General features: G+C 63.2%; 21 protein-coding genes. 8 read left to right on the forward strand and 13 right to left on the reverse strand.

The window, feature by feature from the left end:
- Nucleotides 1-2: 2 nt before the first annotated feature.
- Both P3T21_RS02690 and P3T21_RS02695 read right to left on the reverse strand, forming a co-directional pair.
- Nucleotides 3-326: a DUF1330 domain-containing protein gene (locus P3T21_RS02690; RefSeq protein WP_429254369.1), complete on the reverse strand. Its 324-nt coding sequence runs from the start codon at nucleotides 324-326 to the stop codon at nucleotides 3-5.
- 101 nt (nucleotides 327-427) lie between these two features.
- Entirely contained in the window at nucleotides 428-712 is a 285-nt protein-coding gene (locus P3T21_RS02695) for a hypothetical protein (RefSeq protein ID WP_429254370.1), read from the reverse strand.
- Nucleotides 713-980: 268 nt separating this feature from the next.
- On the opposite strand from P3T21_RS02695, the gene P3T21_RS02700 reads away from it, so the two are divergent.
- Nucleotides 981-2,087, forward strand: coding sequence for a diguanylate cyclase (locus P3T21_RS02700; RefSeq protein WP_429254371.1), 1,107 nt, complete (start codon nucleotides 981-983; stop codon nucleotides 2,085-2,087).
- A 12-nt stretch (nucleotides 2,088-2,099) separates the two neighbouring features.
- Here the strand turns inward: P3T21_RS02700 and P3T21_RS02705 are convergent, their stop codons facing one another.
- Together P3T21_RS02705 and P3T21_RS02710 are read right to left on the reverse strand one after the other, a co-directional pair.
- Entirely contained in the window at nucleotides 2,100-3,830 is a 1,731-nt protein-coding gene (locus P3T21_RS02705) for a peptidoglycan D,D-transpeptidase FtsI family protein (RefSeq protein ID WP_429254372.1), read from the reverse strand.
- 299 nt (nucleotides 3,831-4,129) lie between these two features.
- The gene (locus P3T21_RS02710; RefSeq protein WP_429254524.1) at nucleotides 4,130-5,674 is read right to left on the reverse strand and encodes a methyl-accepting chemotaxis protein; all 1,545 of its coding nucleotides are present in this window, start codon (nucleotides 5,672-5,674) and stop codon (nucleotides 4,130-4,132) included.
- A gap of 515 nt (nucleotides 5,675-6,189) precedes the next feature.
- Between P3T21_RS02710 and P3T21_RS02715 the strand changes: the two genes are divergently transcribed.
- The 4 genes from P3T21_RS02715 to P3T21_RS02730 are packed head-to-tail and all read left to right on the forward strand — an operon-like array spanning nucleotide 6,190 to nucleotide 10,884.
- Nucleotides 6,190-6,954: an NTP transferase domain-containing protein gene (locus tag P3T21_RS02715; RefSeq protein ID WP_429254373.1), complete on the forward strand. Its 765-nt coding sequence runs from the start codon at nucleotides 6,190-6,192 to the stop codon at nucleotides 6,952-6,954.
- The gene (gene aepX / locus P3T21_RS02720; protein WP_429254374.1) at nucleotides 6,951-8,642 is read left to right on the forward strand and encodes a phosphoenolpyruvate mutase; all 1,692 of its coding nucleotides are present in this window, start codon (nucleotides 6,951-6,953) and stop codon (nucleotides 8,640-8,642) included. The genes P3T21_RS02715 and aepX overlap by 4 nt, the downstream gene beginning before the upstream one ends.
- Complete coding sequence (gene aepY / locus P3T21_RS02725; RefSeq protein WP_429254375.1) at nucleotides 8,639-9,817, forward strand: phosphonopyruvate decarboxylase; 1,179 nt, start codon at nucleotides 8,639-8,641, stop codon at nucleotides 9,815-9,817. Before aepX ends, aepY begins: the two co-directional genes overlap by 4 nt.
- Entirely contained in the window at nucleotides 9,817-10,884 is a 1,068-nt protein-coding gene (locus tag P3T21_RS02730; protein WP_429254376.1) for a 2-aminoethylphosphonate aminotransferase, read from the forward strand. Before aepY ends, P3T21_RS02730 begins: the two co-directional genes overlap by 1 nt.
- An 81-nt stretch (nucleotides 10,885-10,965) precedes the next feature.
- Here P3T21_RS02730 and P3T21_RS02735 read toward each other — a convergent pair whose 3' ends face one another.
- The 6 genes from P3T21_RS02735 to P3T21_RS02760 form a co-directional block, all read right to left on the reverse strand.
- Nucleotides 10,966-11,127 (reverse strand): hypothetical protein, encoded by a 162-nt coding sequence (locus P3T21_RS02735; RefSeq protein WP_429254377.1) that lies wholly within the window; start codon nucleotides 11,125-11,127, stop codon nucleotides 10,966-10,968.
- Nucleotides 11,128-11,251: 124 nt separating this feature from the next.
- Nucleotides 11,252-11,968, reverse strand: coding sequence for a PIG-L family deacetylase (locus P3T21_RS02740; protein WP_429254378.1), 717 nt, complete (start codon nucleotides 11,966-11,968; stop codon nucleotides 11,252-11,254).
- A 205-nt stretch (nucleotides 11,969-12,173) separates the two neighbouring features.
- On the reverse strand, nucleotides 12,174-12,764 hold the full coding sequence (locus P3T21_RS02745; protein ID WP_429254379.1) for a nucleotidyltransferase family protein: 591 nt from the start codon (nucleotides 12,762-12,764) through the stop codon (nucleotides 12,174-12,176).
- Nucleotides 12,765-12,967: 203 nt separating this feature from the next.
- Nucleotides 12,968-15,193 (reverse strand): xanthine dehydrogenase family protein molybdopterin-binding subunit, encoded by a 2,226-nt coding sequence (locus P3T21_RS02750; RefSeq protein WP_429254380.1) that lies wholly within the window; start codon nucleotides 15,191-15,193, stop codon nucleotides 12,968-12,970.
- Complete coding sequence (locus P3T21_RS02755; RefSeq protein WP_429254381.1) at nucleotides 15,190-16,191, reverse strand: FAD binding domain-containing protein; 1,002 nt, start codon at nucleotides 16,189-16,191, stop codon at nucleotides 15,190-15,192. Before P3T21_RS02755 ends, P3T21_RS02750 begins: the two co-directional genes overlap by 4 nt.
- Nucleotides 16,192-16,202: 11 nt before the next feature.
- Entirely contained in the window at nucleotides 16,203-16,913 is a 711-nt protein-coding gene (locus tag P3T21_RS02760) for a 2Fe-2S iron-sulfur cluster-binding protein (protein ID WP_429254382.1), read from the reverse strand.
- An 820-nt stretch (nucleotides 16,914-17,733) separates the two neighbouring features.
- Between P3T21_RS02760 and P3T21_RS02765 the strand changes: the two genes are divergently transcribed.
- The 3 genes from P3T21_RS02765 to P3T21_RS02775 all read left to right on the forward strand — a co-directional run bounded on the left by P3T21_RS02765 (nucleotide 17,734) and on the right by P3T21_RS02775 (nucleotide 21,862).
- On the forward strand, nucleotides 17,734-18,570 hold the full coding sequence (locus P3T21_RS02765) for an NAD-dependent epimerase/dehydratase family protein (RefSeq protein ID WP_429254383.1): 837 nt from the start codon (nucleotides 17,734-17,736) through the stop codon (nucleotides 18,568-18,570).
- A gap of 142 nt (nucleotides 18,571-18,712) precedes the next feature.
- The gene (locus P3T21_RS02770; protein WP_429254384.1) at nucleotides 18,713-19,915 is read left to right on the forward strand and encodes a porin; all 1,203 of its coding nucleotides are present in this window, start codon (nucleotides 18,713-18,715) and stop codon (nucleotides 19,913-19,915) included.
- Between the two features lie 363 nt (nucleotides 19,916-20,278).
- Nucleotides 20,279-21,862, forward strand: a complete 1,584-nt coding sequence (locus tag P3T21_RS02775; RefSeq protein ID WP_429254385.1) for an aldehyde dehydrogenase (NADP(+)) — start codon at nucleotides 20,279-20,281, stop codon at nucleotides 21,860-21,862.
- Nucleotides 21,863-21,957: 95 nt separating this feature from the next.
- On the opposite strand, the gene P3T21_RS02780 is transcribed toward P3T21_RS02775, so the two are convergent.
- From P3T21_RS02780 to kdgD, 3 genes are all read right to left on the reverse strand, one after another.
- Nucleotides 21,958-22,701, reverse strand: coding sequence for a FadR/GntR family transcriptional regulator (locus P3T21_RS02780; protein WP_429254386.1), 744 nt, complete (start codon nucleotides 22,699-22,701; stop codon nucleotides 21,958-21,960).
- Nucleotides 22,702-22,900: 199 nt separating this feature from the next.
- Nucleotides 22,901-24,250: an MFS transporter gene (locus P3T21_RS02785; RefSeq protein WP_429254387.1), complete on the reverse strand. Its 1,350-nt coding sequence runs from the start codon at nucleotides 24,248-24,250 to the stop codon at nucleotides 22,901-22,903.
- A gap of 200 nt (nucleotides 24,251-24,450) precedes the next feature.
- Nucleotides 24,451-25,368 carry a 5-dehydro-4-deoxyglucarate dehydratase gene (gene kdgD / locus P3T21_RS02790; protein ID WP_429254388.1) on the reverse strand — a complete coding sequence of 306 codons (918 nt, stop codon included), beginning with the start codon at nucleotides 25,366-25,368 and terminating at the stop codon, nucleotides 24,451-24,453.
- Nucleotides 25,369-25,541: the final 173 nt, after the last annotated feature.

Here is a 25,541-nt window from a genome sequence, read left to right on the forward strand (position 1 = left end):
CGCTATTTAACGAGGACGTCGGTCGCCAGATGGTCCGAAGGCACGGTGTCGATCAGGATCACGTCGCCGATGGAATTGTCGGTGCGTAGCGGCAGGATCGCCTGATACGCTGGCGAGCGGTACCACTGATGCGCATGCTCTCGATCCGGGAAACGGATAATGATGAGGTCGCCGCGCCATGTTCCTTCGAGTCGCTCGTATGGACCGCCGTGCACCATGAAACGCCCGCCAAAAGGGGCGAGCGTCGCGTCGATGCGTTCAAGGTATTCGACGATGGGCGGTCCCATCGTGACTTCATGCAGATGCGCAACCGCGTAAGTAGACATGGTATTTCCTCGCTTCGTAGTCGGTGCAGGTGGCACCGGTATGAAGCGAGGATAGCGATACGCATGTTGTGATTCGATTACCTGGGAGGTAATGGCCTGCCTCAATTCCCCCGAAACACCTGGTCAAACAGCGACGGTGCAATACCACCGCGCGGACCTTGCGCCGTCCCCGTCCCCGACTGCGACGACATCGGCGTTGTCCCGCCCACAGCCTGCGTGGCTTCAGGCGTCGCCGTTTGCTGCGTCGGCTGCGTCGTTGTATCTGTCGAAACGCTCCGGGGATAAGTCGAATCCGACTGGTTCATCGGCGCGTTTTCCTGTGACTGTGCAGCCAGCGACCACACGGACGCCATAACCGCAGCTGCAACGAAAATAATAGCTTTCATGACGGCCTCACCAAGTTAAGTCGACATTTAATCGACTTAAGAATGGTAGGTCGCGAAATGGCGCAGCGCGGCAGCACTTTCCACAATAAACCGTTGCGCGGCGAGCAATCTGTGGGCTGTCTGCAGGGTGCGATAGCGCATCGCAAACCGGGCGAAAGGCCTTTGTCTTGCGCTGCACCGCGAAAGTGCTCAAGACTCGGAAAAAACGGCCGATAACTGAAACGATGAGGCCGATGAGTTTGCCTCGCTACGCCGCCCAACCAATAACGTGACGAACCTCGCCCAAACGCCGCTTTCCGATCGCCTGCGCTCGCTGATCGACACCGTTCAGCACAACGAGCGCACGTTACGCCGCTTCCAGGACGTGGAACTGCACCTGATCGGCGCGCAGGACTTTCAGTATTTCCTCGACACGCTATTCTCCCGTCTGCCGCGTGAATTCACGCTGACGAGCGTCCTGCTCTGGCTCGACGACCGCGCGCCGATGCTGCACGAACTGCTGTCGCCGGAAGCGCCTTACAGGCCTGCCAGCCACCAGCTGAAGACCGCGCGCCACATCGGCGACGCGGGTGCGCAACTGTGTCAGGGCGACCGTCCGTGGCTCGGGACGGCGCGCGAAATGGGCGAGACAGCGCGCAGCGCGTTCTTCGAAGGCCAGACGCCAGCCGCCAGCGCAATCGTGCTGCCGCTAACCAGCGCCGGCCGCGCGATGGGTTATCTGTGCCTCGGCAGCGACAACGCAGGCCGTTTCGCGGAAGGCATGGCAACCGACATCCTCGAACGCTTCGCGACGATCGTCAACGCAAGCCTCGACAACGTCGCGCACCGCGAGCGGCTCAAGCAGCTCGGCATGACGGATCCACTCACAGGTCTCGCGAACCGCCGCTATTTCGACGAGCGCCTGCGCGAGGAAACCATGCGCGCGGCGCGTTATGCGCTGCCGGTCGCCTGTCTTTTCATCGACATCGACGGCTTCAAGCAGATCAACGATACGCACGGCCATCCGACGGGCGACCGCGCGCTGGTGCTCGTGGCCGCCTGCGTGCGGCAACAGGTGCGGCTGGGTGATACGCTCGCGCGTTACGGCGGGGAAGAGTTCGCCGCGTTGCTGCAGGGCGATCTGAAGGATGCGCTGGTCGTCGCTGAACGGGTGCGCCAGGCAGTATCGACGCTTGAACTGCTCGGTGAAGACGGCACACGCATCGGCTTGACGGTGTCGATCGGCGTATCGGCGCGCACCAGCAAACGCCGCGACGACCCGGCCACGCTTGGCAATACGCTGATCGACGAAGCCGACCGCGCGATGTACAAAGCCAAGCGCAACGGCCGCAATCGCGTGCAGGCGCTCACGAGTGACTCGCCAGACGGGCTTTAAGCTTTAGCCCCATCACGCATCCGGTGGCACGCCGAGCAGTTGCAGCGCGCCACTCGTCACCGACGAAAACACCGGGCCCGCCACGGTGCCGCCATAAAACGCACGTCCCGCCGGGTCGTCGATCATCACGGCGACGATCAGGCGTGGATCGCTCATCGGCGCCATGCCGACGAAGAGCGCACGATAGCGGTTCTTTGCGTAACTTGCGCCCACCTGCTTGCGCGCGGTGCCGGTCTTGCCGCCCACCCGATACCCTTCGATCGCCGCCGCGCGGCCTGTGCCGCCCGGGCCCGTCGCCATTTCCAGCATCGAGCGGATCGACGCCGCGGTAGCAGGCATCGTCACGCGATGACCTGTGCTCCGCGGCCTGGTGTCGACGCCGGTCTGGGCGTGATCGAGCAGCAGCGTCGCGGGATGCAACGTGCCGTCACCCGCATACGCGGTGTAGACCTGCGCGATCTGCAGCAGCGATGCCGACAGACCGTAGCCGTACGCCATCGTCGCCTGCTCGATAGGACGCCAGCGTTTGTAAGGTCGCACCTTGCCGGACGCGACGCCCGGAAACGTCAGTTCCGGCGCCTGGCCAAGCCCGTATTCCTGGTACTTCGTCCAGATCGTTTCCGCGGGCAGGTTGAGCGCGAGTTTCGCGAGCGCGATGTTGCTCGATTTCTGCACGGCCTCGGCCACGGTCATGCGCCCGTGATCCGACGTGTCGTGAATCACGTTCGGCCCGATCCGGTAACTGCCCGGTGTCGTATCGATGATGCTGTGCGGCCGTACCTTGCCTTCATCGATTGAGAGGGCGACCACAAGCGGTTTGATCGTCGAGCCCGGCTCGAACGTATCGACCACGGCGCGGTTGCGCAGTTGCCGCCCCGTCAGGCGCGCGCGATCGTTCGGGTCGAACGTGGGCCAGTTGGCGAGCGCGAGCACTTCGCCATTGCGCGCGTCGAGCACCACGACGCTGCCGGCTTCCGCGCTGTGTTTTTCAACGGCCGAGCGCAATTGCGCGTAGGCGAGCTGCTGGATGCGCCGGTCGATTGTCAGCTGGACCGTCGCGCCGTTCTGCGCGGGCACGAGCGGCCGCGTCTCGGACACCACGCGGCCCAGCCGGTCGCGGATCACTTCGCGCTCGCCAGGTTCGCCGCTCAACCATGCGTCGGCGGCGAGTTCGATGCCTTCCTGGCCTTTGTCCTCGATATCCGTGAAGCCGACCACGTGTGCTGCCGATTCGCCTTCCGGATAGAAGCGCTTCGTATCGGCGATCTGCGTGATGCCCGCGAGGCCGAGTTTGTCGATTTTTTCCGCAGTGTCGGCATCGACCTGGCGCTTGAGCAGCACGAACTGTTTGTCGGCTATGAGGCGACGCCGCAGTTCCGCGACCGGCACATCGAGCATTGTCGCGAGCGGTCCGAACGCGGCTTCGTGAATCAGCTGGGGTGTGGCCCAAATCTCGTAGGTCGCGAGACTCACGGCGAGCATCGCGCCATGCCGGTCGACGATGCGTCCGCGCGTGGCGTCGAGTTCGATCGTGCGCTGATAGCGCTTTTGCCCCTGCCCGATATAGAAGTCCTGATTCGCGACCTGGATCCAGAACGCGCGCCCGACGAGCGACGCAAACGCGGCAAAGATGAGCAGGACGACCAGCTTCGAGCGCCACATCGGCAGACGGGAGGCGAGGATCGGGTTCTTCGTGGCGCCCGCGTGCGGATCGCGGTGCGGTGGCGTGTTCTTCAGGTTCATGCCGCCGATTGTAATGAGATCGTAATCTCTATGCCAGCGCCATGCGGACGGTCCTTGATCACGCAACGAGCCGGGCAGGGCTCTGCATCGAACGTGGTGCCCGCGCGATGCGGGAAACCGGAACGGCAGGTCCAGCCCTGATGCGAACCGGAAAAGAAAACGCCCGGCCGAAAATACTTTTAAAAACCCGGCCGGGCGGTTCGTTCTGTCAATGCGTCGTCCCCGACGCGGCGTGTTTCCGAGGCGCTGCCGATCTCCGGGCGCCTTCTTTTTTTGTTATTCGTGCAAGCGTCGAGTGATCAGGCCGGCAGCGAGAAGCTCGCGATCGCTTCACGCAATACGCCAACCTGGTCCTTCAGCGAGTGCGCCGCCGCTGCCGCCTGCTCGACCAGCGCCGCGTTCTGCTGCGTCACCTGGTCCATCTCACCGACTGCGCGGTTCACCTGCTCGATGCCCGCGCTCTGTTCGCGCGACGCATTGCTGATTTCCTCGAGAATCTCGTTCACGCGACGCACCGACTGCACGATCTCCGTCATCGTCGAGCCCGCATTCGCCACGAGCGATGCGCCTTCTTCCACCGTATCCGTCGATGTTTCGATCAGCGCCTTGATTTCCTTCGCGGCCGTGGCCGAGCGTTGCGCGAGGCTGCGCACTTCGGAAGCGACGACAGCGAAGCCGCGTCCCTGTTCACCGGCACGCGCTGCTTCGACCGCCGCATTCAGCGCGAGGATGTTGGTCTGGAACGCGATGCCGTCGATCACGCCGATGATGTCGCCGATCTGCCGCGAGCTGGTGGTGATCTCGCCCATCGTACGCACGACATCGTCGACGACCTTGCTGCCGCGCGTCGCAACATCGGCCGCCTGGCCGGCGAGCTGCGCGGCCTGCAATGCGCTGTCGGCGTTGTGCTTCACGTTGGCCGTCATCTCGTCCATGCTCGACGCGGTCTGCACGAGCGCGGCGGCCTGTTCTTCGGTGCGTTGCGACAGATCGGTGTTGCCCGCGGCAATTTCCGTCGCGCCGACGTTGATGTTGTCCGTACCAAGCCGCACGCGCGAAACCGTATCGACGAGACCGTTCTGCATCGTGTGAAGCGCGAACAGCAGGCTGCTATGGTCGTCGTGGCTCAGCACCGGCACGGTCGTCGCGAGATCGCCGTGCGCCATGCGCTGCGCTGCTTCGACTGCTACTTCGAGATCGCCGCCGAGCGTGCGGCGCACGCTGCGCAGCACCAGCATCATCACGACCGTCGCGACGCCGCCGAGCACGACCGTGATCGCGAGCCAGCGCAGCAGGTTCGCGTAGAACGCCGACTGCACGTCGTCCATGTACATGCCCGTCACGATGATCCAGTCCCACGGTGCGAAGCGCAGCGCGTAGCTTGTCTTCGCGACCGGTTCCTGACTGCCGGGCTTGGCCCACAGATAGTCGACGAAACCGCCGTCGGCAGCGCTAGCCGTCTTCACGATATCGGTGAACAGGTGATTGCCCTTCGGATCAGCGAACTGTCCCAGGTTCTTGCCGACCATTTCCGGCTTGAACGGATGCATCAGCATCACGGGCTGCGAGTCGTTGATCGAAAGGTAGCCGTCCTTGCCGTAGCGCATGGCGGCAACCGTGGCGAGCGCCTGCTTTTTCGCTTCTTCTTCGGTAATCGTGTGTTGCTGCGCAAGCGTGTAGTAACGGTTGACGATGTTATTGGCCTGCTGAACCAGGAAGGTCAGCTGGTCGCGCCGGTCAGCGATCATCGATTCACGGTTCTGCATCGCGCCGAATGCGCCGATCAGGATCAGACCGATCCAGAGGACGGCGATCATCGAGCCGAGTTTTTTATTGAGAGTCATCTTCTGCATGGTGTACGCGTTTTCCGTCGATCGAAGCAGGCTGGATTGAGAGGCTGGCAGACAGGCGATGCCACGAACGCGTTTACGGCATCGTGTGCTGTGCAGCACAGGAAGGGGAAACCCGTAATTGACAGACAAATAGTGGGATTTCGCAGCGGAATGGAATGCTGTTTTGCGCCGATCGTGACGTTAATCCGTGCGACTTCCGATTGAGTGCCGATAATCAGAATCTGATTTAATCGTTTGCGGCTTTATTCAGCTAATTTCGCCAGAATATGCCACATGACGCAAATGAAAATCGCACAATTTTCCCCGCAACTCCATCAATTGCCATAAGGCTCGCAGCCGGAAGACGGCGCCGTTTTATTTCGTTTATAGTCGCCACTTTCAGTTCGTAAGACACCGCTTTTATATCGCCTGAAGACGATCGATTGCGGCAGATAAAAACCGGGTGGGACGCGAGATTGACGGCCCATTCATTTCAAACCCGATTCCCTTTTGCACTGGAAAAACTCATGCGAGCCATTATTCTTGCTGCGGGACTCGGCCTGCGCCTCCAGCAGCCTCCCGAGGAGCAGTTTCCAAAATGCCTGCTGCGCTTTGACGGCGTTTCGCTGCTCGAACGGCATCTCCAGTTGCTGGACGCCGCCGGTGTCGACGACATCGTGCTCGCGCTGGGTTTCCGGCCCGAACGGGTACGCGACGAACTCGAACGGCTCGGCCGCGAGCCGTATCCCGAGATCGTGCTGAATCTGGATTACCAGCTTGGCAGCGTGCTCACTGTGCACACGGTCGCCGAAGCACTCACGCGCGGCGGCGACGTGCTGCTGATGGACGCCGACGTGCTCTACGACGAACGCATGCTTTCCGCGCTCGTGGCCGGCGAAAACGTCAACCGCATGCTGCTCGATCGCGGCTTCGAACCGGGCGACGAGCCCGTCAAGCTGTGTCTGAAAGATGGCGTGCCTGTCGAATTCCGCAAGCAGCTGGCCGTCGGCCTCGAGTACGACACGATCGGCGAATCGGTCGGCTTTTTCCGCTTCCACGAGGACACTGCGCGACGTTTTGCCGAAATCGTCGCGGGCTATATCGACACGGGTCGCTCGAACATGCCGCATGAAGAAGCGGTGCGCGACCTGCTGCTCGAAGGCAATCACCCATTCGATATCGCGGACGTCACCGGCGCGCCGTGGATCGAAATCGATTTTCCCAACGATGTGGCGCGTGCCGGCAACGAAGTCCTGCCGCGCCTTCAGAGGACTGTAGGAGTCACACGATGAACGCAAGAGATCCGCTTTTCCTGACTGCTTCGCGCAGCGCCCGGTTGCGCCAGATGCTGGTCGGCAACGAACTCGAATTCCTGATGGAAGCGCACAACGGCCTGTCGGCGCGCATCGTGCGCGAAGCGGGCTTTCGCGGTATCTGGGCGTCGGGCCTCGCGATCTCCGCGCAATATGGCGTGCGCGATAACAACGAAGCCAGCTGGACGCAGGTCGTCGACACGCTCGAATTCATGGCCGACGCCAGCGATCTGCCGATCCTGCTCGACGGCGATACCGGCTACGGCAACTTCAACAACGTGCGGCGTCTGGTGCGCAAGCTGGAGCAACGCGGCGTAGCGGGCGTCTGTATTGAAGACAAGCAGTTCCCGAAAACGAACAGCTTCATCAATGGCGAGCGTCAGCCGCTCGCCGAAATGGATGAGTTCTGCGGCAAGATCAAGGCCGGCAAAGATTCGCAGACCGACGACGATTTCTCGATCGTCGCGCGCGTTGAAGCGCTGATCGCCGGCTGGGGCATGGACGATGCGCTGCGTCGCGCGGAAGCGTACCGTCAGGCGGGCGCCGATGCAATCCTGATTCACAGCAAGCTGTCACGCCCCGACGAGATTCTCGAATTCGCACGCGAATGGGCGGGCCGCGGTCCGCTCGTGATCGTGCCGACCAAGTACTACAGCACGCCGACTGAAGTGTTCCGCAAGGCCGGCATCAGCACGGTGATCTGGGCGAACCATCTGATCCGCTCGGCAACCACGGCGATGCAGGCCGTCGCGAAAGAGATCTATACGAACGAAACGCTCGTCGACGTCGAAGACCGCATCGCGCCGGTCAACGAAATCTTCCGTCTGCAGGACGCCGACGAATACTCGGAAGCCGAAAAGCGCTACCTGTCGGCATCGCGCACGTCGGGCGCGGCGGTGGTGCTTGCCGCGAGCCGTGGCGCGGGCCTCGAAGCGGTGACGACCGATCGTCCGAAGGTGATGCTGCCGATCGCGGGCAAGCCGCTCTTGCGCTGGCTCGTCGACGCGTTCAAGAAGCAGGGCGTGAATGACATCACAGTGGTCGGCGGTTATCGCGCCGATGCGATCGATACGGCGGGCGTGAAGCTCGTCGTCAACGAGCGTCATGCGGAAACCGGTGAACTCGCATCGCTGGCCTGCGCGATCGATGGTCTGCAAACCGATACGGTGATCTCGTACGGCGACCTGCTGTTCCGCAGCTACATCCTGCGCGATCTCGTCGAAAGCGAAGCGGACTTCAGCGTCGTGGTCGATTCTTCGCTGACGCAAACGGAAAACAGCAGCGTGCGCGATTTCGCGTGGTGCTCGGCTGCCGACGATCGCGGTCTGTTCGGCAACAAGGTGGTGTTGAAGCGCGTGTCCAGCGAACAGAAGGATGCGCAAAAGCCGGATGGCCGCTGGGTCGGTCTGCTGAACGTGCGCGGCGAAGGACGTGACCGCTTGAAGGCCGTCGTCGCGAAGCTGCGTGAGCAGAAGGACTTCGATTCGCTCGACATGCCGGCGCTGCTGAACGCGCTCGTCGAAGCGGGCGAACAGATCGAAGTGCAATACGTGCACGGCCACTGGCGCGGCGTGAACGACCTCGAAGATTTCCGTCGCGCGGGCGATTTTGCACATGAGCAGACGCCGTTTGCCGTGGGCGGCACGACCGGCAAGGAGGCTCGATGATCGAAGCCGCGCAGTTTGTCGAAGCGGCGCGTGAACGCGGCTTCGACTGGTACGCGGGCGTGCCGTGCTCGTATCTGACGCCGTTCATCAATTACGTGCTTCAGGATCCGTCGCTTCACTATGTGTCGGCGGCGAATGAGGGCGATGCGGTTGCGCTGATCGCAGGCGTGACGCTCGGCGCACGCAACGGCCGGCGTGGCGTCACGATGATGCAGAACTCGGGCCTCGGTAATGCGGTGAGCCCGCTGACGTCGCTGACGTGGACGTTCAAACTGCCGCAACTGCTGATCGTGACGTGGCGCGGCCAGCCTGGCGTGCCCGACGAACCGCAGCACGCGCTCATGGGTCCGGTCACGCCGGCCATGCTCGACACGATGGAAATCCCGTGGGAAACCTTCCCCACCGAAGCGGATGCGATCGGTCCCGCGCTCGACCGCGCGATCGCCCATATGGATGAAACCGGTCGTCCGTACGCGCTCGTGATGCAGAAGGGCAGCGTCGCGCCTTATGAGCTGAAGCAGGGTGCGGCGCCTCTACGCCGTACGCTGGTCGAGGCGCGCTCGACGTCGACCGGCGCGCCGCAGGATGCGTTGCCGACGCGTCACGACGCATTGCAGCGCGTGATCGCGCACACGCCGGTCGAGTCAACCGTCGTACTCGCGTCGACGGGCTTTTGCGGCCGCGAACTCTACGCAATCGACGATCGTCCGAACCAGTTATACATGGTCGGCTCGATGGGCTGTCTGACGCCGTTCGCGCTCGGTCTGGCGCTGACACGTCCGGACCTGAAAGTGGTCGCGCTCGATGGCGATGGCGCTGCGCTGATGCGCATGGGCGTCTTCGCGACGCTCGGCGCTTACGGTCCGTCCAACCTCACGCACGTGCTGCTCGACAATGGCGCGCACGATTCGACCGGCGGCCAGTCGACCGTTTCGCCGGCTGTGTCGTTTGCGGGCGTGGCGGCGGCGTGCGGCTATGCGTCGGCCGTCGAAGGCGATGATCTTTCGCTGATCGACGAGGTCCTGACGTCGGCGTCTTCAGAAGACGGCACGCGTTTCGTGCGTGTGTCCATCAAGCGTGGCACGCCCGACGGCCTGCCGCGTCCTGTCATCACCCCGCCCGATGTGAAGACGCGTCTGATGCGCCACATCGGCACGGATCAAGGAGTGCGTTGATGCTGTTGCTCAATCCCGGCCCTGTCACGCTGACCGAACGCGTGCGTCAGAGTCTGCTCCAGACGGACCTGTGCCACCGCGAAAGCGAGTTCTTCGATCTGCAGGAAGAAGCGCGCGCGCGTCTCGTCAATCTGTACGACCTCGATCCGGCGCAATGGCAGGCCGTGCTGATGACGGGTTCAGGCACGGCGGCCGTCGAAAGCATGATTGCCGCGCTCGTGCCGGACGACGGCAAGCTGCTGATCATCGAAAACGGCGTGTACGGCGAGCGGATCACGCAGATCGCGAGCCAGTACCGCATCGCGCATGAAACGGTGAAGCACGACTGGATGCAGGCGCCGGATCTCGACCGCATCACCGCGTGTCTGGATGCCGACCGTGGTTTTACCCACGTCGCCGTGATCCATCATGAAACGACGACGGGCCGTCTGAACGATCTGGCCGCACTCGGCGCGGCATGCCAGCAGCGCGGCATCCGTCTGCTGGTGGATGGCGTCAGCAGCTTCGCCGCCGAGGCGATCGACTTCGACAACGGCGGCATCGACGCCGTCGCGGCGACGGCGAACAAATGCGTGCACGGTGTGCCGGGCGCGTCGTTCGTGATCGTGCGTCGTCCGGCACTGGTGAGCGCCGCCAGCCGCACGTTCTATCTCGACCTTGGGCGTCTCGCGAAGCTTCAGGATCAGCGCAACACGCCGTTCACGCCTTCGGTGCATGCGTATTACGCGCTCGTCGAAGCGCTGCGCGAACTCGAGGACGAAGGCGGCTGGACCGCACGCCACGCACGCTACGCGGCGCTCGCCGAGCAGGCGCGCGCCGGGCTGGCCGCGCTGGGGATCGAGAGCGCGGTGCCGCCGGAGCAGTCCTCGGTGGTTTTGCGCGCGTACAGGTTGCCCACGGGCATCACGTACCCGCAACTGCACGATGCGCTGAAGGCGCGTGGCTTCGTGATCTATGCCGGGCAAGGCGGCCTGTCGGCGGAACTGTTCCGCATCTCGACAATGGGCAACATCCACCCGGCCGATATCGACCGTCTGCTGCAAGGCTTCGCCGGGCTCGTACGCTGACTGGAAGGCGTTGACGAACCAGGGCAGGGCCGCAGCAGCCCGGGCTGCGGGTCAGCAAGGCGGCCCTTAGCCGGACTGTGGTCAGTCCGGCTCGATTACCGGGTCCTTGCTGGGTGGACCATCGGGATGCTGCGGTTCGTCGTTGTGTCCTGGGGAGGGCGGTGCGAGCGGGTCGCCTTCGGGATCGCGCGTCGGGTCCGCGAGCGGGTCGGGAACCGGAGTGGTCTGCATGTCATACGTCATACCTTACCTCGTGTGCGGGGTGCGTCCGCCGGTCGCGGCGGACGCACCGCCTGCTGATCGAGGGACATCCTATCTAGCGTAGGCCAAACGCCGCCGGGATGCAGACGTATCCGTGCGGCGACGCTCATTGACTCGCGTGACGGGCGGGCTTGCGCGTCATATTCAATTGCCAGTAATGCTCCGGCGCGAATACGTCGTCGCAGCCGTGCGGGCCGCAAGCCTTCAACTGGCTGGTGTACGCATTGACCGCTTCGCGCTTGGCCAGCGCCTGGCGCGCCGGATCGATCGTATACAGCGCAACCGGATACACGGGCGTCGCGACGATGCCGCGCCGCGCAAGCTCTTCGAGTCGCGCCTCCACCACGCCCGGCTGACGCCGGTGAATCGCTTCCTCATACCCGAACCACGACAGGTGCGCGAGCCGCGGCAGCACTTCGCAGCACGCATCGGAGACGAGTTCGTGATCGCTGTCAAAGAGGCCCAGCGGCATCAGCAGCGTATCGGCCGTCGATCCATAGATGATCTCTTCGAGCGCGGCGGCGAGCTTGCTGATCGACGGCGAGTCGAGGTACTGGCCGTCGCGAAACGGCATGCGCACAGGGATCGCGTCGAGCGCGGCAAGCGCGTTGTTGTCCTCGATCGTGCGGGCGTGGACCGCTTCGTGCGCGCCGGCGAATCCGGATAGCGTGTCCCATTCGGTATGCATCTCGCGTTCAGGCGGCGCGGCGAACACGGTACAGACGGCGGCATCGGGATGCGTCGCGAGCAGCGCGCCGCAACTGAATACGGCGTCGTCGAAATGCGGAGAAACGACAAAGAGGCGCGGACTGGTTTCGCTCATGGTCTCGTGAGTGACGCAGATCGCACGATGGACGGCGCGACGCGTGTTCCCGGCAGACGGTTCCGTCAGCTTAGACCGGAATGGAGACGCCTGTGTGACCGCGTGCGGTATCTGCAAGCGGCGTGCCCGGGTGTCAAGCGGTGAGCGGCGAACCGTGGCGAGAGCGCGGCCCAGGACCGGCGCGGTGCGCTTCGGCAAACCCGTCCTACGCCAGCCCGAGCAGATCGTCCGGCGTATCCACATCGCGCAGGATGCCCGGATCGTCGACGTCCAGCCGCGTGACGTCGTGTCGCCTGAAGAAGTCGCGCGCGCCCGTATCGCCATCGAGCGCGACCAGCGCATCGAAATGTTCCGCGCCGAATCCCACGGGATGCCCGCGCTCGCCTTTATAGAACGGCGCGACCAGCGTCGCGCCTTCATCGAGCTTTCGGGCCACCGCTTCGATCGTCGAGACCGCGATGCGCGGCATATCGGCCAGCGACACGATCCAGCCTTCGGCATCGCGGCTCGCCTCGACCGCGGCCGCCAGGCTCGCGCCCATGCCGCGCTCGGCGTCGACCGAAAACACCACCTCGCAGCCTGCGTCGTTGAGCACGCGCGCAAGCGCGTCGGAACCCGGCCTGACGACGGCCAGCACGAGCGGCACGATCATCAGCAGTCGATGAGCGGCCTCATGCGCGACTGGCCGGCCGTCGGGCAGGTGCGCGAGCAGCTTGTTGCGAATGCCCTCCGGATCGAAGCGCGACCCGTAACCGGCGGCCAGCAGCACGCCAGTGGCGGACGAGGCATAACGCATGGACAGGACCGAGGGAAAGGAGATGTTCCGATTGTGCGGCGCAACGCGCCATCAGGCAAGCCGGGATCGCCGGGAATGCGCGCGAGGACACGCGCCGCCGATGCACCAAAAAAAAGCGCGGTCATGTCGCTCCGACACGACCGCGCACCAATGCGTTTCAGCGTCGTTTCATACGCGCTCTGCATTGCGCATGAAACGGCACTTCACGCTTGCGTGGAACCCGTTAACACCTTGTCGAGTGTAATCGGCAAATCGCGTATGCGCACGCCTGTCGCGTGAAAAACCGCATTCGCGATGGCCGCCGGCACACCTGTAATGCCGATTTCACCAATCCCTTTCGCGCCGAGCGAGTTGATATAAGGATCGACCTCGTCGATGAAGCTGATGTCGATCGCGTTGATATCGGCGTTCACCGGCACGTGGTACTCGGCGAGGTTCGCGTTGACGAAGCGTCCGTAGCGCGTGTCCAGGCTGGTTTGCTCTTCGAGCGCCGCGCCGATGCCCCAGACGATGCCGCCCATCAACTGGCTGTGCGCGGTCTTCGCGTTCAGGAGACGTCCTACGCCGTACACAGAGGTCATCCGCGCGACGCGAATCGTGCCGAGGTCCGCATCGACGTGCACTTCCGCGAACACCGCGCCGAATGAGTGAAACGAGAACTTCTGCCTCTCGTCGCCGGGTTTGACGCTGGCCTGCGCCTCGATGGGCTGGCCGCCCGCGCGGGCGAGGATCGCGCCGGCCGGATCGCGGCGCGACGCATCCTTCACGCTGATCACCCAGCCGTTTTCGACGGTGACCTCGTCGGGCGTTGCGCCGTGGACGGGCGAAGCCGGGTCGGCAATCGCCATTGCCACCAGCTTGCCGCGCACCTGCGTCGCCGCATCGCGCACCGCAGGCGACACGCTCGCGACCGACTGCGAACCGCCCGACACTGGCGCCTGTGGCAGCGACGAATCGCCTAGCGCGAAGTGGATGGTATCGGGCGAAAAGCCCATTGCGTCGGCGGCGACCTGGGTCATCACCGTGTAGGTGCCGGTGCCGAGATCCTGCGTGCCCGATGCGACCATCGCGGTGCCGTCCGGCAGAATCCGCGCGATCGCCGCGGCTGCGCTGCGGTTCGCCGGATAGGTGGCGGTCGCCATGCCGAGGCCGATCAGCGTGTTGCCGTCGCGCATCGAACGTGGGGCCGCCGTGCGGTGCGACCAGCCGGATTTCTCCGCGCCGATGCGGTAGCAGTCTCGCAGTGCCTTGCTCGACCACGGCTTGTGTTCCTGCGGATCTTCCTCCGCGTAGTTCTTCAGCCGCAGCGCGATCGGGTCCATCTTCAATGCCCACGCGAGCTCGTCCATCGCGGATTCGAGCGCGAACGAGCCGGTCGTTTCACCAGGCGCGCGCATGAAGGTGGGCGTGCCGACGTTCAATGGCACGAGACGGTGCGTGGTGGCCTGATTCGGCACGGCGTACAACATACGCGTGACCATCGCGCAGGTTTCGGTCCAGTCTTCGATGACGGACGTATTTGCAAACGTGTCATGCCGCATGCCGGTGAGCGTGCCGTCGCTGCGCGCGGCGATCGTGAAGTGCTGCTCGGTCATCGGCCTGCCGCCGACGGGGCCGAACATCTGCGGCCTTTCCAGCGCGAGCCGGACGGGCCGGCCCGTCTGTCTGGCCGCCATCGCGCACAACGCGACGTGCGACCACGACGAGCCTTTGCAACCGAAGCCGCCACCGACGAACGGCGAGATCACGTGTACGTTGTCGGCGGCGATGCCGAACGTACTCGATACCGCGGTTTTCGCGCCGGAGACGCCTTGTGTCGAGTCGTACAGCGTGAGAGTCGGACCGTCCCAGATGGCCATCGTCGCGTGCGGTTCCATCGGATTGTGATGTTCCATCGGCGTCGTGTAGACCGCGTCGATGCGTGTCGTGCCGCTCGCAAGGCCCGCGTCGATGTCGCCGCGCTGCGTGTCGGTTTGTCGGCCCTGCGGTCGGTCAGGCGCGTGCGCGGTGGATTTCGCGCGTGTGAAATCGAGCGTGGCCTGCGTGGTCTGATATGTGATGTGCAACTGGCGGGCGGCGTCCGTGGCCTGTTCGAGCGTCTCCGCGACGACGACCGCAACCGGCTCATTGCTGTAGTGAACCTGGTTATCCTGCAGTAGCGACAGATGACGGCCTGCGGGCGGCGTGAGCGGCGCGCGTCCGCCGTTGGGTAGCTTCATTGCATTCTGGTACGTCATCACGAGTATCACGCCAGGCATGGCCTGTGCACGTGCAACGTCGATCGAAGCGATGCTGCCGCGCGCGATCGTGCTCGTCACCAGTACCGCATGCGCGAGTCTCGCAGCAGGAAACTCGGCGGCGTAGCGCGCTTCGCCCGTGACTTTCAGCAGACCGTCGGTGCGGTCGAGCGGGTGGCCGATCATGTTCATGCGACACCTCCCGGCTGACCGGCAGCCTGTTTGAGCGCGCGAACAATGGACCGTTGCGCGAGCTGTACCTTGAACGCGTTGTCACGTTGCGGTCGCGCGTCGCGTAACGCAGCCGCTGCGGCGGATTGCAGGTTCGCGTCGCTCAACGTTTGTCCTGCGAGCATCTGCTCGGCGACGTTCGCGCGCCACGGTTTGTGTGCGACGCCACCTAGCGCGATACGCACGCTCTTCACGGTGTTGCCGTCGAGCTGCAGTGCGGCGGCCACTGAAACCAGCGCGAATGCGTAGCTCGCGCGATCACGCACCTTGAGGTAGTGCGCGTGATCGCTGAACATCGGCGGCGGCAGATCGACGGACGTAATCAGTTCGCCTGGCTGTAACGTCGTATCGAGATCGGGACGATCGCCGGGTAAGCGATGAAAATCGCCGAACGCGATCGTCCGTTCACCGCGCGGACCGCTCACGCGTACAACGGCATCGAGCGCCGCGAGCGCGACGCTCATATCCGAAGGATTCACCGCGATGCACTGCGCGCTTGCACCGAGAATCGCGTGCATGCGCGTATGGCCATCGATCGCGGCGCAGCCGCTGCCCGGTTCCCGTTTGTTGCATTGAACGAAGGCGGGATCGTAGAAGTAATAGCAACGCGTGCGCTGCATCAGGTTGCCGCCGACAGTCGCCATATTGCGCAGTTGCGCCGATGCACCGGCGAGTAACGCCTGAGTCAGCAGCGGATAACGTTGACGCACATACGTGTGATTCGCTGCATCGCTGTTACGTACCAGCGCGCCAATGCGCAGGCCGCCATCGGGCAGCGGATCGATCGTGTCGAGTCCGCGTATATGGGTTATATCGACGAGCCTGACCGGTCGCGCGACGCCACCTTTCATGAGGTCGAGCAGGTTCGTACCGCCGCCGATGAATGCCGTTCCACGCTGTTGCGCTGCGCGGACCGCGCTGGCCACATCGCTGGCGCGTTCGTAGGAGATCGCTTCCATGACGGGTCTCCTCAGGTCTGACCGTGGTTCACCGCGCGCACCGCCGCGACGATGTTCGGATAGGCGCCACAGCGGCACAGATTGCCGCTCATGCGCTCACGAATCTCTTCATCTGAAAGGTGTGGCGGCCGGAAACGCACGTCCCCAGTGACCGCGCTGGCGGTGCCGGCCTTGAATTCATCGAGTAACGCAGTCGCGGAACACAGTTGCCCCGGTGTGCAGTAGCCGCACTGGAATGCATCGTGTTTGACGAACGCCTGCTGGATCGGACTCAACGTGTCGTTGCGCGCGAGTCCTTCGATGGTCGTGATCGCTTCGCCTTCATGCATTACAGCAAGCGTGAGACACGAGTTGATGCGACGTCCTTCGACAAGCACCGTGCACGCGCCGCATTGCCCTCGATCACAGCCTTTCTTGGTGCCCATCAGGCCCGCGTATTCACGCAGCGCGTCGAGCAACGTTACGCGTGGTTCGAGATGCAGCGTGTAGTCGCGGCCATTGATGCCAAGTGTGACAGGGCGCGCGGGAACAGGCGTGCGTGCAACTGGCGGCGGCGCAGCGGGTTGCTGCTGGGCGCGCAGTTGCGGCGCGGCGCCGACTGTCGCGGCAGCGGCGGCCGATTGCAGAAAGCGGCGCCGCGATGTGTTCGGCAGGGGCGCTGAAACGGTGGATGAGTCGCTCGGTCCCGTATCGGGATTCTGACGTTCTGGGTAACTGGACATGACGTTCTGCCTGCTCCTTGAAAGGTCGGTGCAGCGTCGCGACACAGCGTGTTCCTGCACCGGGGGACATCGGTTCATTCAGCAATTTCGATGCCACTGGCGAGTGGCGCACAACACACAAAGGCGCGCGTACCGGCAAGGAAAACGTCGGGAAAAAATGGCAACGGAGCGCGTCAACGCTGCACGTTGCGCTTGATGATCGATGAAGTAAAGAGCGTCGCGCGAGGCTTTCTGGATGAAAGCGGAGTGACACATCGATGCGTCGATTTTCGTGATCGTTGCGCTCGCATCTATTTTTTACGGCTGCATCGTAGCCGTATCGAACAGCGTTGCTGCGGACGCACGGTCGGCGGATCGAACTGTTTGCAAGGACGCCTTGCGCTGCACGACAACGCATGCCCGTCGCAGCGTTTGCGCCTTCATCACAGTGTCTCGTCCGGCCGGAGCAGGGCAGTGAGGCCAATCTGGCGCTATGTTGTACGACATCCCATAATTAAAATGCTGCTCGCGGGACCTTTCCGACATCCATTGCCAGGAAAGGCACAACATCTATAGGTGTAAATGCCTAATTGAAATTCGCCGGGTCATCGCTGATAGTACGTTGTCGTACAACAAGGCGGTGTTCCGACAAGTTGTCGGTTCACCGGCGCATCTGTCAGCCATTAGAAGAACTCCCGTGCTCGATCCAGTCTCTCGCACGCTGGCTCAAGACAGCGCTGTCGCGGCGCTCCACGCGTCGCAGGGCCGCGCATTCTGGAGTGTCGCCGGGGCCCGCGCCTGTGTCGCGGCTCAATGGCCCGCAGCGCTGTAAAGGAAGGTTATGAAGAAGATTGCACTTAGTGGAGCCGGCGGCCAGCTCGGCTCGGTCGTACGGAAAGCGTTGCTCGCGCGCGACATTCCGCTGCGCTCAGCCGCAGGTTCCCGCGCGCTGACACCGCTCGTGGACGGAGAGGATGTGATGCATGGCGACCTGCGCGATCCCGCGGTCGTCGATCGCCTGCTGGAAGGCGTGGATGTGCTGATTCACTTCGCGGGCACGAGCGTGGAACGTCCGCTGCCCGAAATCATTGAAAACAACCTGCGCGGGCTGGTCGAGGTGTACGAAGGCGCCCGTCGGCACGGCGTGCGGCGTGTGGTGTTCGCGAGCTCGAACCACGCGATCGGGATGTACCCGGTCACCGAACATCTCAGCCTCGACTGCGCGTTGCGTCCGGATGGCTTCTACGGCCTGAGCAAGGTGTGGGGCGAATCACTGGCAAGGATGTACTGGGACAAGCACGGCATCGAAAGTGTCTGCGTGCGCATCGGCAGTTGCCTCGAGCGGCCGACCGAGCCGCGGCATCTGAGCACCTGGTTCGGCCACAAGGACCTGATGCATTTTCTCGACCGTTGTATCGAGGCCGAGGATGTCGGGTTCACGGTCATCTGGGGCGTCTCGGCCAACAAGCGCAGCTGGTGGGATAACCGTGGCGCCGAACACCTGGGTTACCAGCCGCAGCAGGACGCCGAGGTATACGCCGCGGAAATACTGGCCGCGCCGAACCCGCTCGACGCCCTGGGTCAGCGCTATCAGGGCGGCAGCTTCGTCGGCCTGGATTATTCGCGCGACGACATCGACTCAGACGCGTCGGGCGCTGCTGCCGGTCGGTCGAAGTGACCGCGCCGGGCAAGAACCTGCTGGCTTGTCCATCCGCTGGGCGAGCCAGTTTTACGAACGAAGAGCGGCGATGGTGGCCTCGCAGAACGGAATGCTTTGCGGGCGCTACAGAAGGCAAAGAGATTTTTACAGAGGAGTCTAAATGAAAAAAGCAATTGCAACCTCGGCCCTTGGTCTGGTCGCGCTGGGCGCACACGCGCAGAGCAGCGTGACGCTGTATGGGATTGTCGACACGGGCATTGGGTATCAGAGCAGCCAGACGTCGCTCGGTTCGACAACCGGCGGCCACTCGGTCGTCAAGATGATCAACGGCGTGTGGGCGGGTAGCCGGTTCGGCCTGAAGGGGAGTGAAGATCTGGGCGGCGGCACGAAAACGATCTTCCAGCTCGAAGAGGGCTTTAACAGCGCCAACGGTGCACAGTCGGTCCCGGGCCTCGCGTTCAATCGCCAGGCTTACGTGGGCGTGACCAATTCCTCGTACGGCACACTGACCGCAGGTCGTCAGTACACGTCGTACTACACGCTGCTTTCGCCATACAGCCCGACTACGTGGCTCACGGGTGCCTACGGCGCGCACCCGGGAGATATCGATTCGCTCGATACGCTGTACCGCGCAAACAACTCGGTGGTGTATACGTCGCCGAACATGTACGGCCTGACGGTGAGCGGGTCGTATTCGATCGGCGGCGTGCCGGGCAGCTTCAATGCCGGCTCGACATGGAGCGCGGCGGCGCAGTACCTGAACGGTCCGGTCGGTATCGCGGCGGGCTTCCAGCGCATCAATAACTCGACGCCTGGCGGCGGTGCGTGGGGCCCTGATTCGACGACATCGAACGCAGGCGCCCAGACGGCCGTGTCCGGCGTCAACAACGGATATCAGACGGCGCAGGCGCAGCAACGCGTAGCGGTGACGGGTGGTTACGCGTTCACCAAGCAGTGGGACGTCTCGTTCTCGTATTCGAACGTGCAGTACATCCCGGGCACCAACTCGAAGTTCCACGACCAGGCGACCTTCAACACGGGCGGCGCGGTGCTGCACTTCAAGCCGATTACGACGCTGGATCTGGCTGCTGGCTATAGCTACACGCGTGCAACCGAATCGAATGGCATCTCGAGCGCGGCGAGTTATCAGCAGTTCAATCTTTCGCAGTTCTACAGCCTGTCCAAGCGCACCGGGCTGTACGCGCTGGAGGCCTACACGCGTGCGAATGGCCAGACGCTGGGAACGAAGGGCGCGGGCAACATCATCAATGCTACCGCGGTTATCGGCGACGGCCAGAACGGTGCTCCGTCTTCGTCACGCAGCATGTTTGCTGCTGGCGTAGGCATCATTACCAAGTTCTGATCGCGTAGCTGGCTGGCGGCGTCCATGGACGCCGCCACGCATCACATGGCTCGTCCGCTGTAACCCGACGGGCATCTGAAGTCAGTTTCCTGCTGGCTTCAATGGTGTGGGGCGAAGAATTGTCTTCGCCCCACGCTTCCTCCTGATTTGCGCCTCCGCCGACCGTTACGTTGTGCATCGTGTTCAGCGCGACTTCTTTGTTATATGTCGTCGTACATCTAGGCCAACAAGCGAGCTGGTCTGGTTCGGGAAGCCGGTTGTCTCTGCCCGAATATCCTCGAATACGGGCGCGTCAGGTTGCGACGAACATCGGTTATGTTGTAGGATGACCGATATCAAGAGCCTTTATCCAGGAAAAGCAAAATGTCTATTACCGGCGAAATGCTGATTGGCCGCGATGCCGTGCGCGGCGACGAAAAACCTTTGCGTGCGTTTAATCCCGCCACCGGTTCCGAGATCGCCGAGCCGGTCTTCGGCACGGGTACGGTCGCGAATGTGGCGCGCGCGTGCGAACTGGCTCAAAAGGCGTTCGATCCTTACCGCCAGCTGTCGCTCGCAGTGCGTGCCGAGTTTCTCGAACGCATCGCCGACGGCATCACCGCGCTAGGTGACGCACTGATCCAGCGCGCGCACGAAGAGTCGGGCCTGCCGAAAGCGCGCCTCGAAGGCGAGCGTGGCCGCACGACCGGACAGCTCAAGCTGTTTGCGCAAGTCGTACGCGCGGGTCAATGGCTCGCCGCGACGCTTGATTCGCCGCTGCCGGAGCGCAAGCCGTTGCCGCGCTCCGACCTGCGGATGCAGAAAATTCCGCTGGGTCCGGTCGCGGTGTTCGGCGCCAGCAATTTCCCGCTCGCGTTTTCGGTGGCGGGTGGCGATACCGCTGCGGCGCTGGCGGCCGGCTGCCCGGTAGTGGTGAAGGCGCATCGCGCGCACCTCGGCACATCGGAGATGGTCGGGCGTGTGATTCAGCGCGTCGCGCAGGAAATGGATTTGCCTGAGGGCGTTTTCTCGATGATCGTCGGCGCCGGGAATTCGGTTGGCGAAGCGCTGGTCGCGCATCCCGCAATCAAGGCGGTGGGCTTCACGGGTTCGCGTGCCGGCGGTACTTCGCTGATGCGGGTCGCGGCTGCCCGTGCTGAACCGATTCCGGTTTACGCCGAGATGAGCAGCATCAATCCGGTTTTCCTGTTGCCGGACGCGCTTTCGGCGCGCGGCGACGGCATCGCACGCGGCTTTGTCGACTCGCTCGTGCTTGGCGCGGGACAGTTCTGCACCAACCCGGGCCTCGCGATTGCCGTCGATAGCGACGCGCTCAAGAGTTTCGTTGCAACGGCGTCCGAAGCACTGAACCTGAAGCCTGCCCAGACCATGCTCACGGCCGGCATTCATGCTGCGTACGAGCAAGGCGAAGGCAAGCTGGCGGCGATCAAGGGCGTGGAGGCCGTAGCGCACGGCGTCGGCGCCACGGGCCCGACGCAGGCGTGCGCGGCACTGTTCGTGACCGACGCGCAAACGTTCCTGGCAACGCCCGAACTGGAAGACGAAGTCTTCGGCCCCGCGTCGACGATCGTGCGTTGCCGGGACGAGCAGGAAATGCTGGCAGTTGCCGAGCACTTTGCCGGCCAGCTCACGGCCACCGTGCAGATGGACAGCGGCGACCTGACGACGGCGAAAAAGCTGGTTCCGATCCTCGAGCGCAAGGCAGGGCGGATTCTGATCAACGGTTTCCCGACGGGCGTCGAGGTATCGCATGCGATGGTGCATGGCGGCCCGTTCCCGGCCACGTCGGATAGCCGGGTGACGTCGGTCGGTACGACGTCGATCGAGCGCTTCCTGCGTCCGGTGTGCTATCAGGATTTCCCGGCCGGTCTGCTGCCTGAGGCGCTCGCGGATAGCAACCCGCTGGACCTGTGGCGTCGTCGCGATGGCGAAATTACGCGCAGCTAAACGGGTCACCAGGTTAGCCGGATAAAAAAATGGCCGGGAATGTATTCCCGGCCATTTTTCCGTTTAGCGTGCGCTGTTCAAATCAGTCGTTCAAATCAGCTGTTCGCTTCAGTCGCTTCGTTGGCGCGCCTCAGCCGCTCGCGACTGTTGGACAGGTGCATGCGCATGGCCGCGCGCGCGCCTTCCGCGTCGTGCCGCGTGATCGCTTCAAGGATGCTTTCGTGTTCGAGGTTCACGAGCGACAGGTAAGCGTCCGGTTCTGCGCGCGCGATTCCTGCCGAATCGAGCCGGTTCCGCGGAATGAGCGCGCTGCCCATCTGCGTGAGGATGTCGACGAAGTACCGGTTGCCGGTCGCGCGCGCCACTGAGATATGGAACTGGAGATCCGCATCGACACTGTCGCACCCATTGTGGCGCGTCGCTTCAATCGCATCGAGCGCCGTGCGCATGTGCGCGAGGTCGTCAGGCGTCGCCCGTTGAGCCGCAAGACCCGCGCATTCCGTTTCGAGGCTGATACGCAGTTCAAGTATCGACAGCACGTCGCGCAGGGTGGTGGCCGGCACCATATCGATACCCAGCTTCTCGCGCGGTGGCTCCAGTACGAAGCTGCCAATGCCGTGCCGTGTCTCGATGATCTTGCCCGCCTGCAGGCGCGAAATGGCCTCACGAATGACGGTGCGGCTCACGCTCAGGGTGACCATCAGTTGCGATTCGGTCGGCAGCTTGTCGCCGGGCTTCAGCGCGTTGGACGCAATCTGCCCGGTGACGTAATTGACGACAAACTCGGCGAGATTGCGGGCGCGTCGTGGCGGTGCCGCGGAAGCCAGTGGTGTTGCCATCGGAAACGCCCTCGAATCAAATAATTGCAGTTACATGCTGCAGTTGATTATACCGTCGTCTGACGACTGTTCATACAAGCGGGCGATCATTTCCAGCATCGCCGCGTGGCACGACATTCAGGTGCCGTTTGGGGCGCCGAACGGGCCGCCCCGCCTGTTTTTCCCGATAATTGCGGAGGTACGATAACTGCGCGACCGATTACCGCTGGCGCAGTTCGACCCGTTTGATGTCTTTCACGATCACGAGGTAACTGAACACGGTGAGCAAGGCATTCAGCCCCACGAAAACCAGCGCGCCATTGAACGATCCCGTCTTCGCAACGAGATAGCCGATCACGATCGGTGTCACGATGCCAGCCACATTGCCGAACATGTTGAAGATGCCGCCCGAAAGACCGAGCGCCTCCTTCGGCGACGTATCCGCGACGACAGCCCAGCCAAGTGCTCCGAGACCTTTGCCGAAGAACGCAAGCGACATGAGCGCGACGACGACCCAGTCCGTCGTGACGTAGTTGCAGCCGATGATGCAGACCGACAGCAGCATGCCGCCGACAATCGGCGCCTTGCGCGCAAGCGTCAGCGAATGGCCGCGCCGGATCATGGAATCGGACAGGAAGCCGCCGAGTACGCCACCCGAGAATCCACAGATAGCGGGCAGCGATGCCACCAGACCTGCCTGCAGAATCGTCATGCCGCGCGCCTGCACGAGATAGATCGGAAACCACGTCAGGAAGAAGTAGGTCAGCACGTTAATGCAGTACTGGGCGAGATAGACGCCGAGTAGCATGCGATTGGTCAGCAACTGGCGCACAAGGAACCAGCCCCCGGCACTCGCGATGTCCTGGGGTTGGGCTTTCCTGTGCCCGTTCACCACGCCGCCGCCCTGCTCGATGTGGTCCAGTTCCGCGCGCGAGACGCGTGGGTGGTCGGCGGGGTTCTTCATCACCTTCAGCCAGGTGAGGGCAAGCAGAAGCCCGGCCACGCCCATCACGACGTAGACCGCGTGCCAGCCGAATGCATGCGTGAGCCAGGCCATCAACGGCGTGAAAATAACCGCCGCGAAGTATTGGGCCGAATTGAAAATGGCCGACGCCGCGCCGCGCTCGGTCGTCGGGAACCAGCTGGCAACGACCTTGGCGTTGGCCGGAAACGCCGGCGATTCCGCAGCGCCCATCGCGAAGCGCAACACAAACAGCGCCGTGACGGCGGCCGCGGCGCTTCCCAGCAAACCGATCGAGCTTTGCAACAGCGTAAACAGCGACCACAGGAAGATACTCGCCGCGTAGACGCGCCGCGCGCCGAACCGGTCGAGCAGCCAGCCGGCCGGCAGTTGCGACAGAACGTATGCCCAGCTGAATGCGGAGAAGATGTATCCCATCCTGATCGCATCGAAGCCGAACTCGGCGCGCATCGCCGACCCGGTCACCGAGAGCGTGGCGCGGTCCGCGTAATTGAACGTCGTGATAAGAAAGATCAACAACAGAATCGCATAGCGGACTTTCGTGCGTTTCGCGACGTGAGCGGAGCTCGCGGTGCGGCTCATTTCCATGATCGTCTCCTGAATTTTCAGGCGGGGGTAGAGGCTCCCCAGCTTCGATGCCGTGGCAACCGGCAGTGGCCCGGCACTTCCTGCAATGCGGTGCGCGGTGACGTGACCGGGCACTTAAAAAGACGCCCGGCGACGCTCGCGTCCCGGGCGTTCCAGTCTGCGCCCCGGGGTGCGCATACGCGCACCCGGCGGCGAGGCGCTTACTGTGCGCCGAGCTTCTTGATGAGCGCGTCGAGCTGGCTCATTTCGTCGTCGGTCAGGTCGGTCAGCGGGGCGCGCACGGGACCTGCGCTGTGGCCTACCAGCTTCGCGCCGGCCTTCACGATGCTGACCGCGTAACCCGCGCGGCGGTTGCGGATCGCCAGATACGGCAGGAAGAATTCGTCGATCAGCTTGCCCACCGTTGCGTGGTCGTCCGCGGCAATCGCGCGGTAGAAGTTCATCGCCGTCTTCGGGATGAAGTTGAACACCGCCGACGAATACACCGGTACGCCCAGCGCCTTGTACGCCGCGGCATAGACTTCCGCGGTCGGCAGGCCGCCCAGATACGAGAAGCGGTCGCCCAGACGGCGACGGATCGTCACCATGTTTTCGATCTCGCCCACACCGTCCTTGAAGCCGATCAGGTTGGGGCAGCGGTCGGCCAGACGCTCCAGCATGTCGGCGTTCAGCTTCGAATTCGCGCGGTTATAGATGATCACGCCCATGTTCGGCGCGGACTTGCAGACCTCTTCGGCGTGCGCGGCGATGCCTTCCTGGCACGCTTCGGTCAGGTAGTGGGGCATCAGCAGGATGCCGTTCGCGCCGTGACGCTCGGCTTCCTGTGCGTACGCAATCGCAACACGCGTCGGGCCGCCGGCACCGGCGAGGATCGGCACCTTGCCCTTGCAGACTTCCGTGGCCGTACGGACGACATTCGAATAGTCGTTGTGTGTCAGCGAAAAGAATTCGCCCGTGCCGCCGGCGACGAACAGCGCCGAAGCGCCGTACGGAGCGAGCCATTCGAGGCGCTCGGCATAGGTGTCGGCGCGAAACTCGCGTTGTTCGTCAAAGTCGGTAACGGGGAAGGACAAAAGGCCTTGCGAAACGATCTGCTTCAGTTCCTGCGGTGTTGTCATGGTGAATATCCTGGGCTTCAGTTCGGGTACAGAGAGTTCTTATACGTCATCGTACAACAACAAATCGGGCACTTCAACTGTGATTTGGCGGCATAATGAAGGGTATAGGGTTTATACGGAACATCCTGTCGACATCGTATGTTGTAGGATGACGTATGAATTGTTGGTGTAGC

The organism is Paraburkholderia sp. GAS334 (assembly GCF_050436625.1).
Classification (GTDB): Bacteria; Pseudomonadota; Gammaproteobacteria; order Burkholderiales; family Burkholderiaceae; genus Paraburkholderia.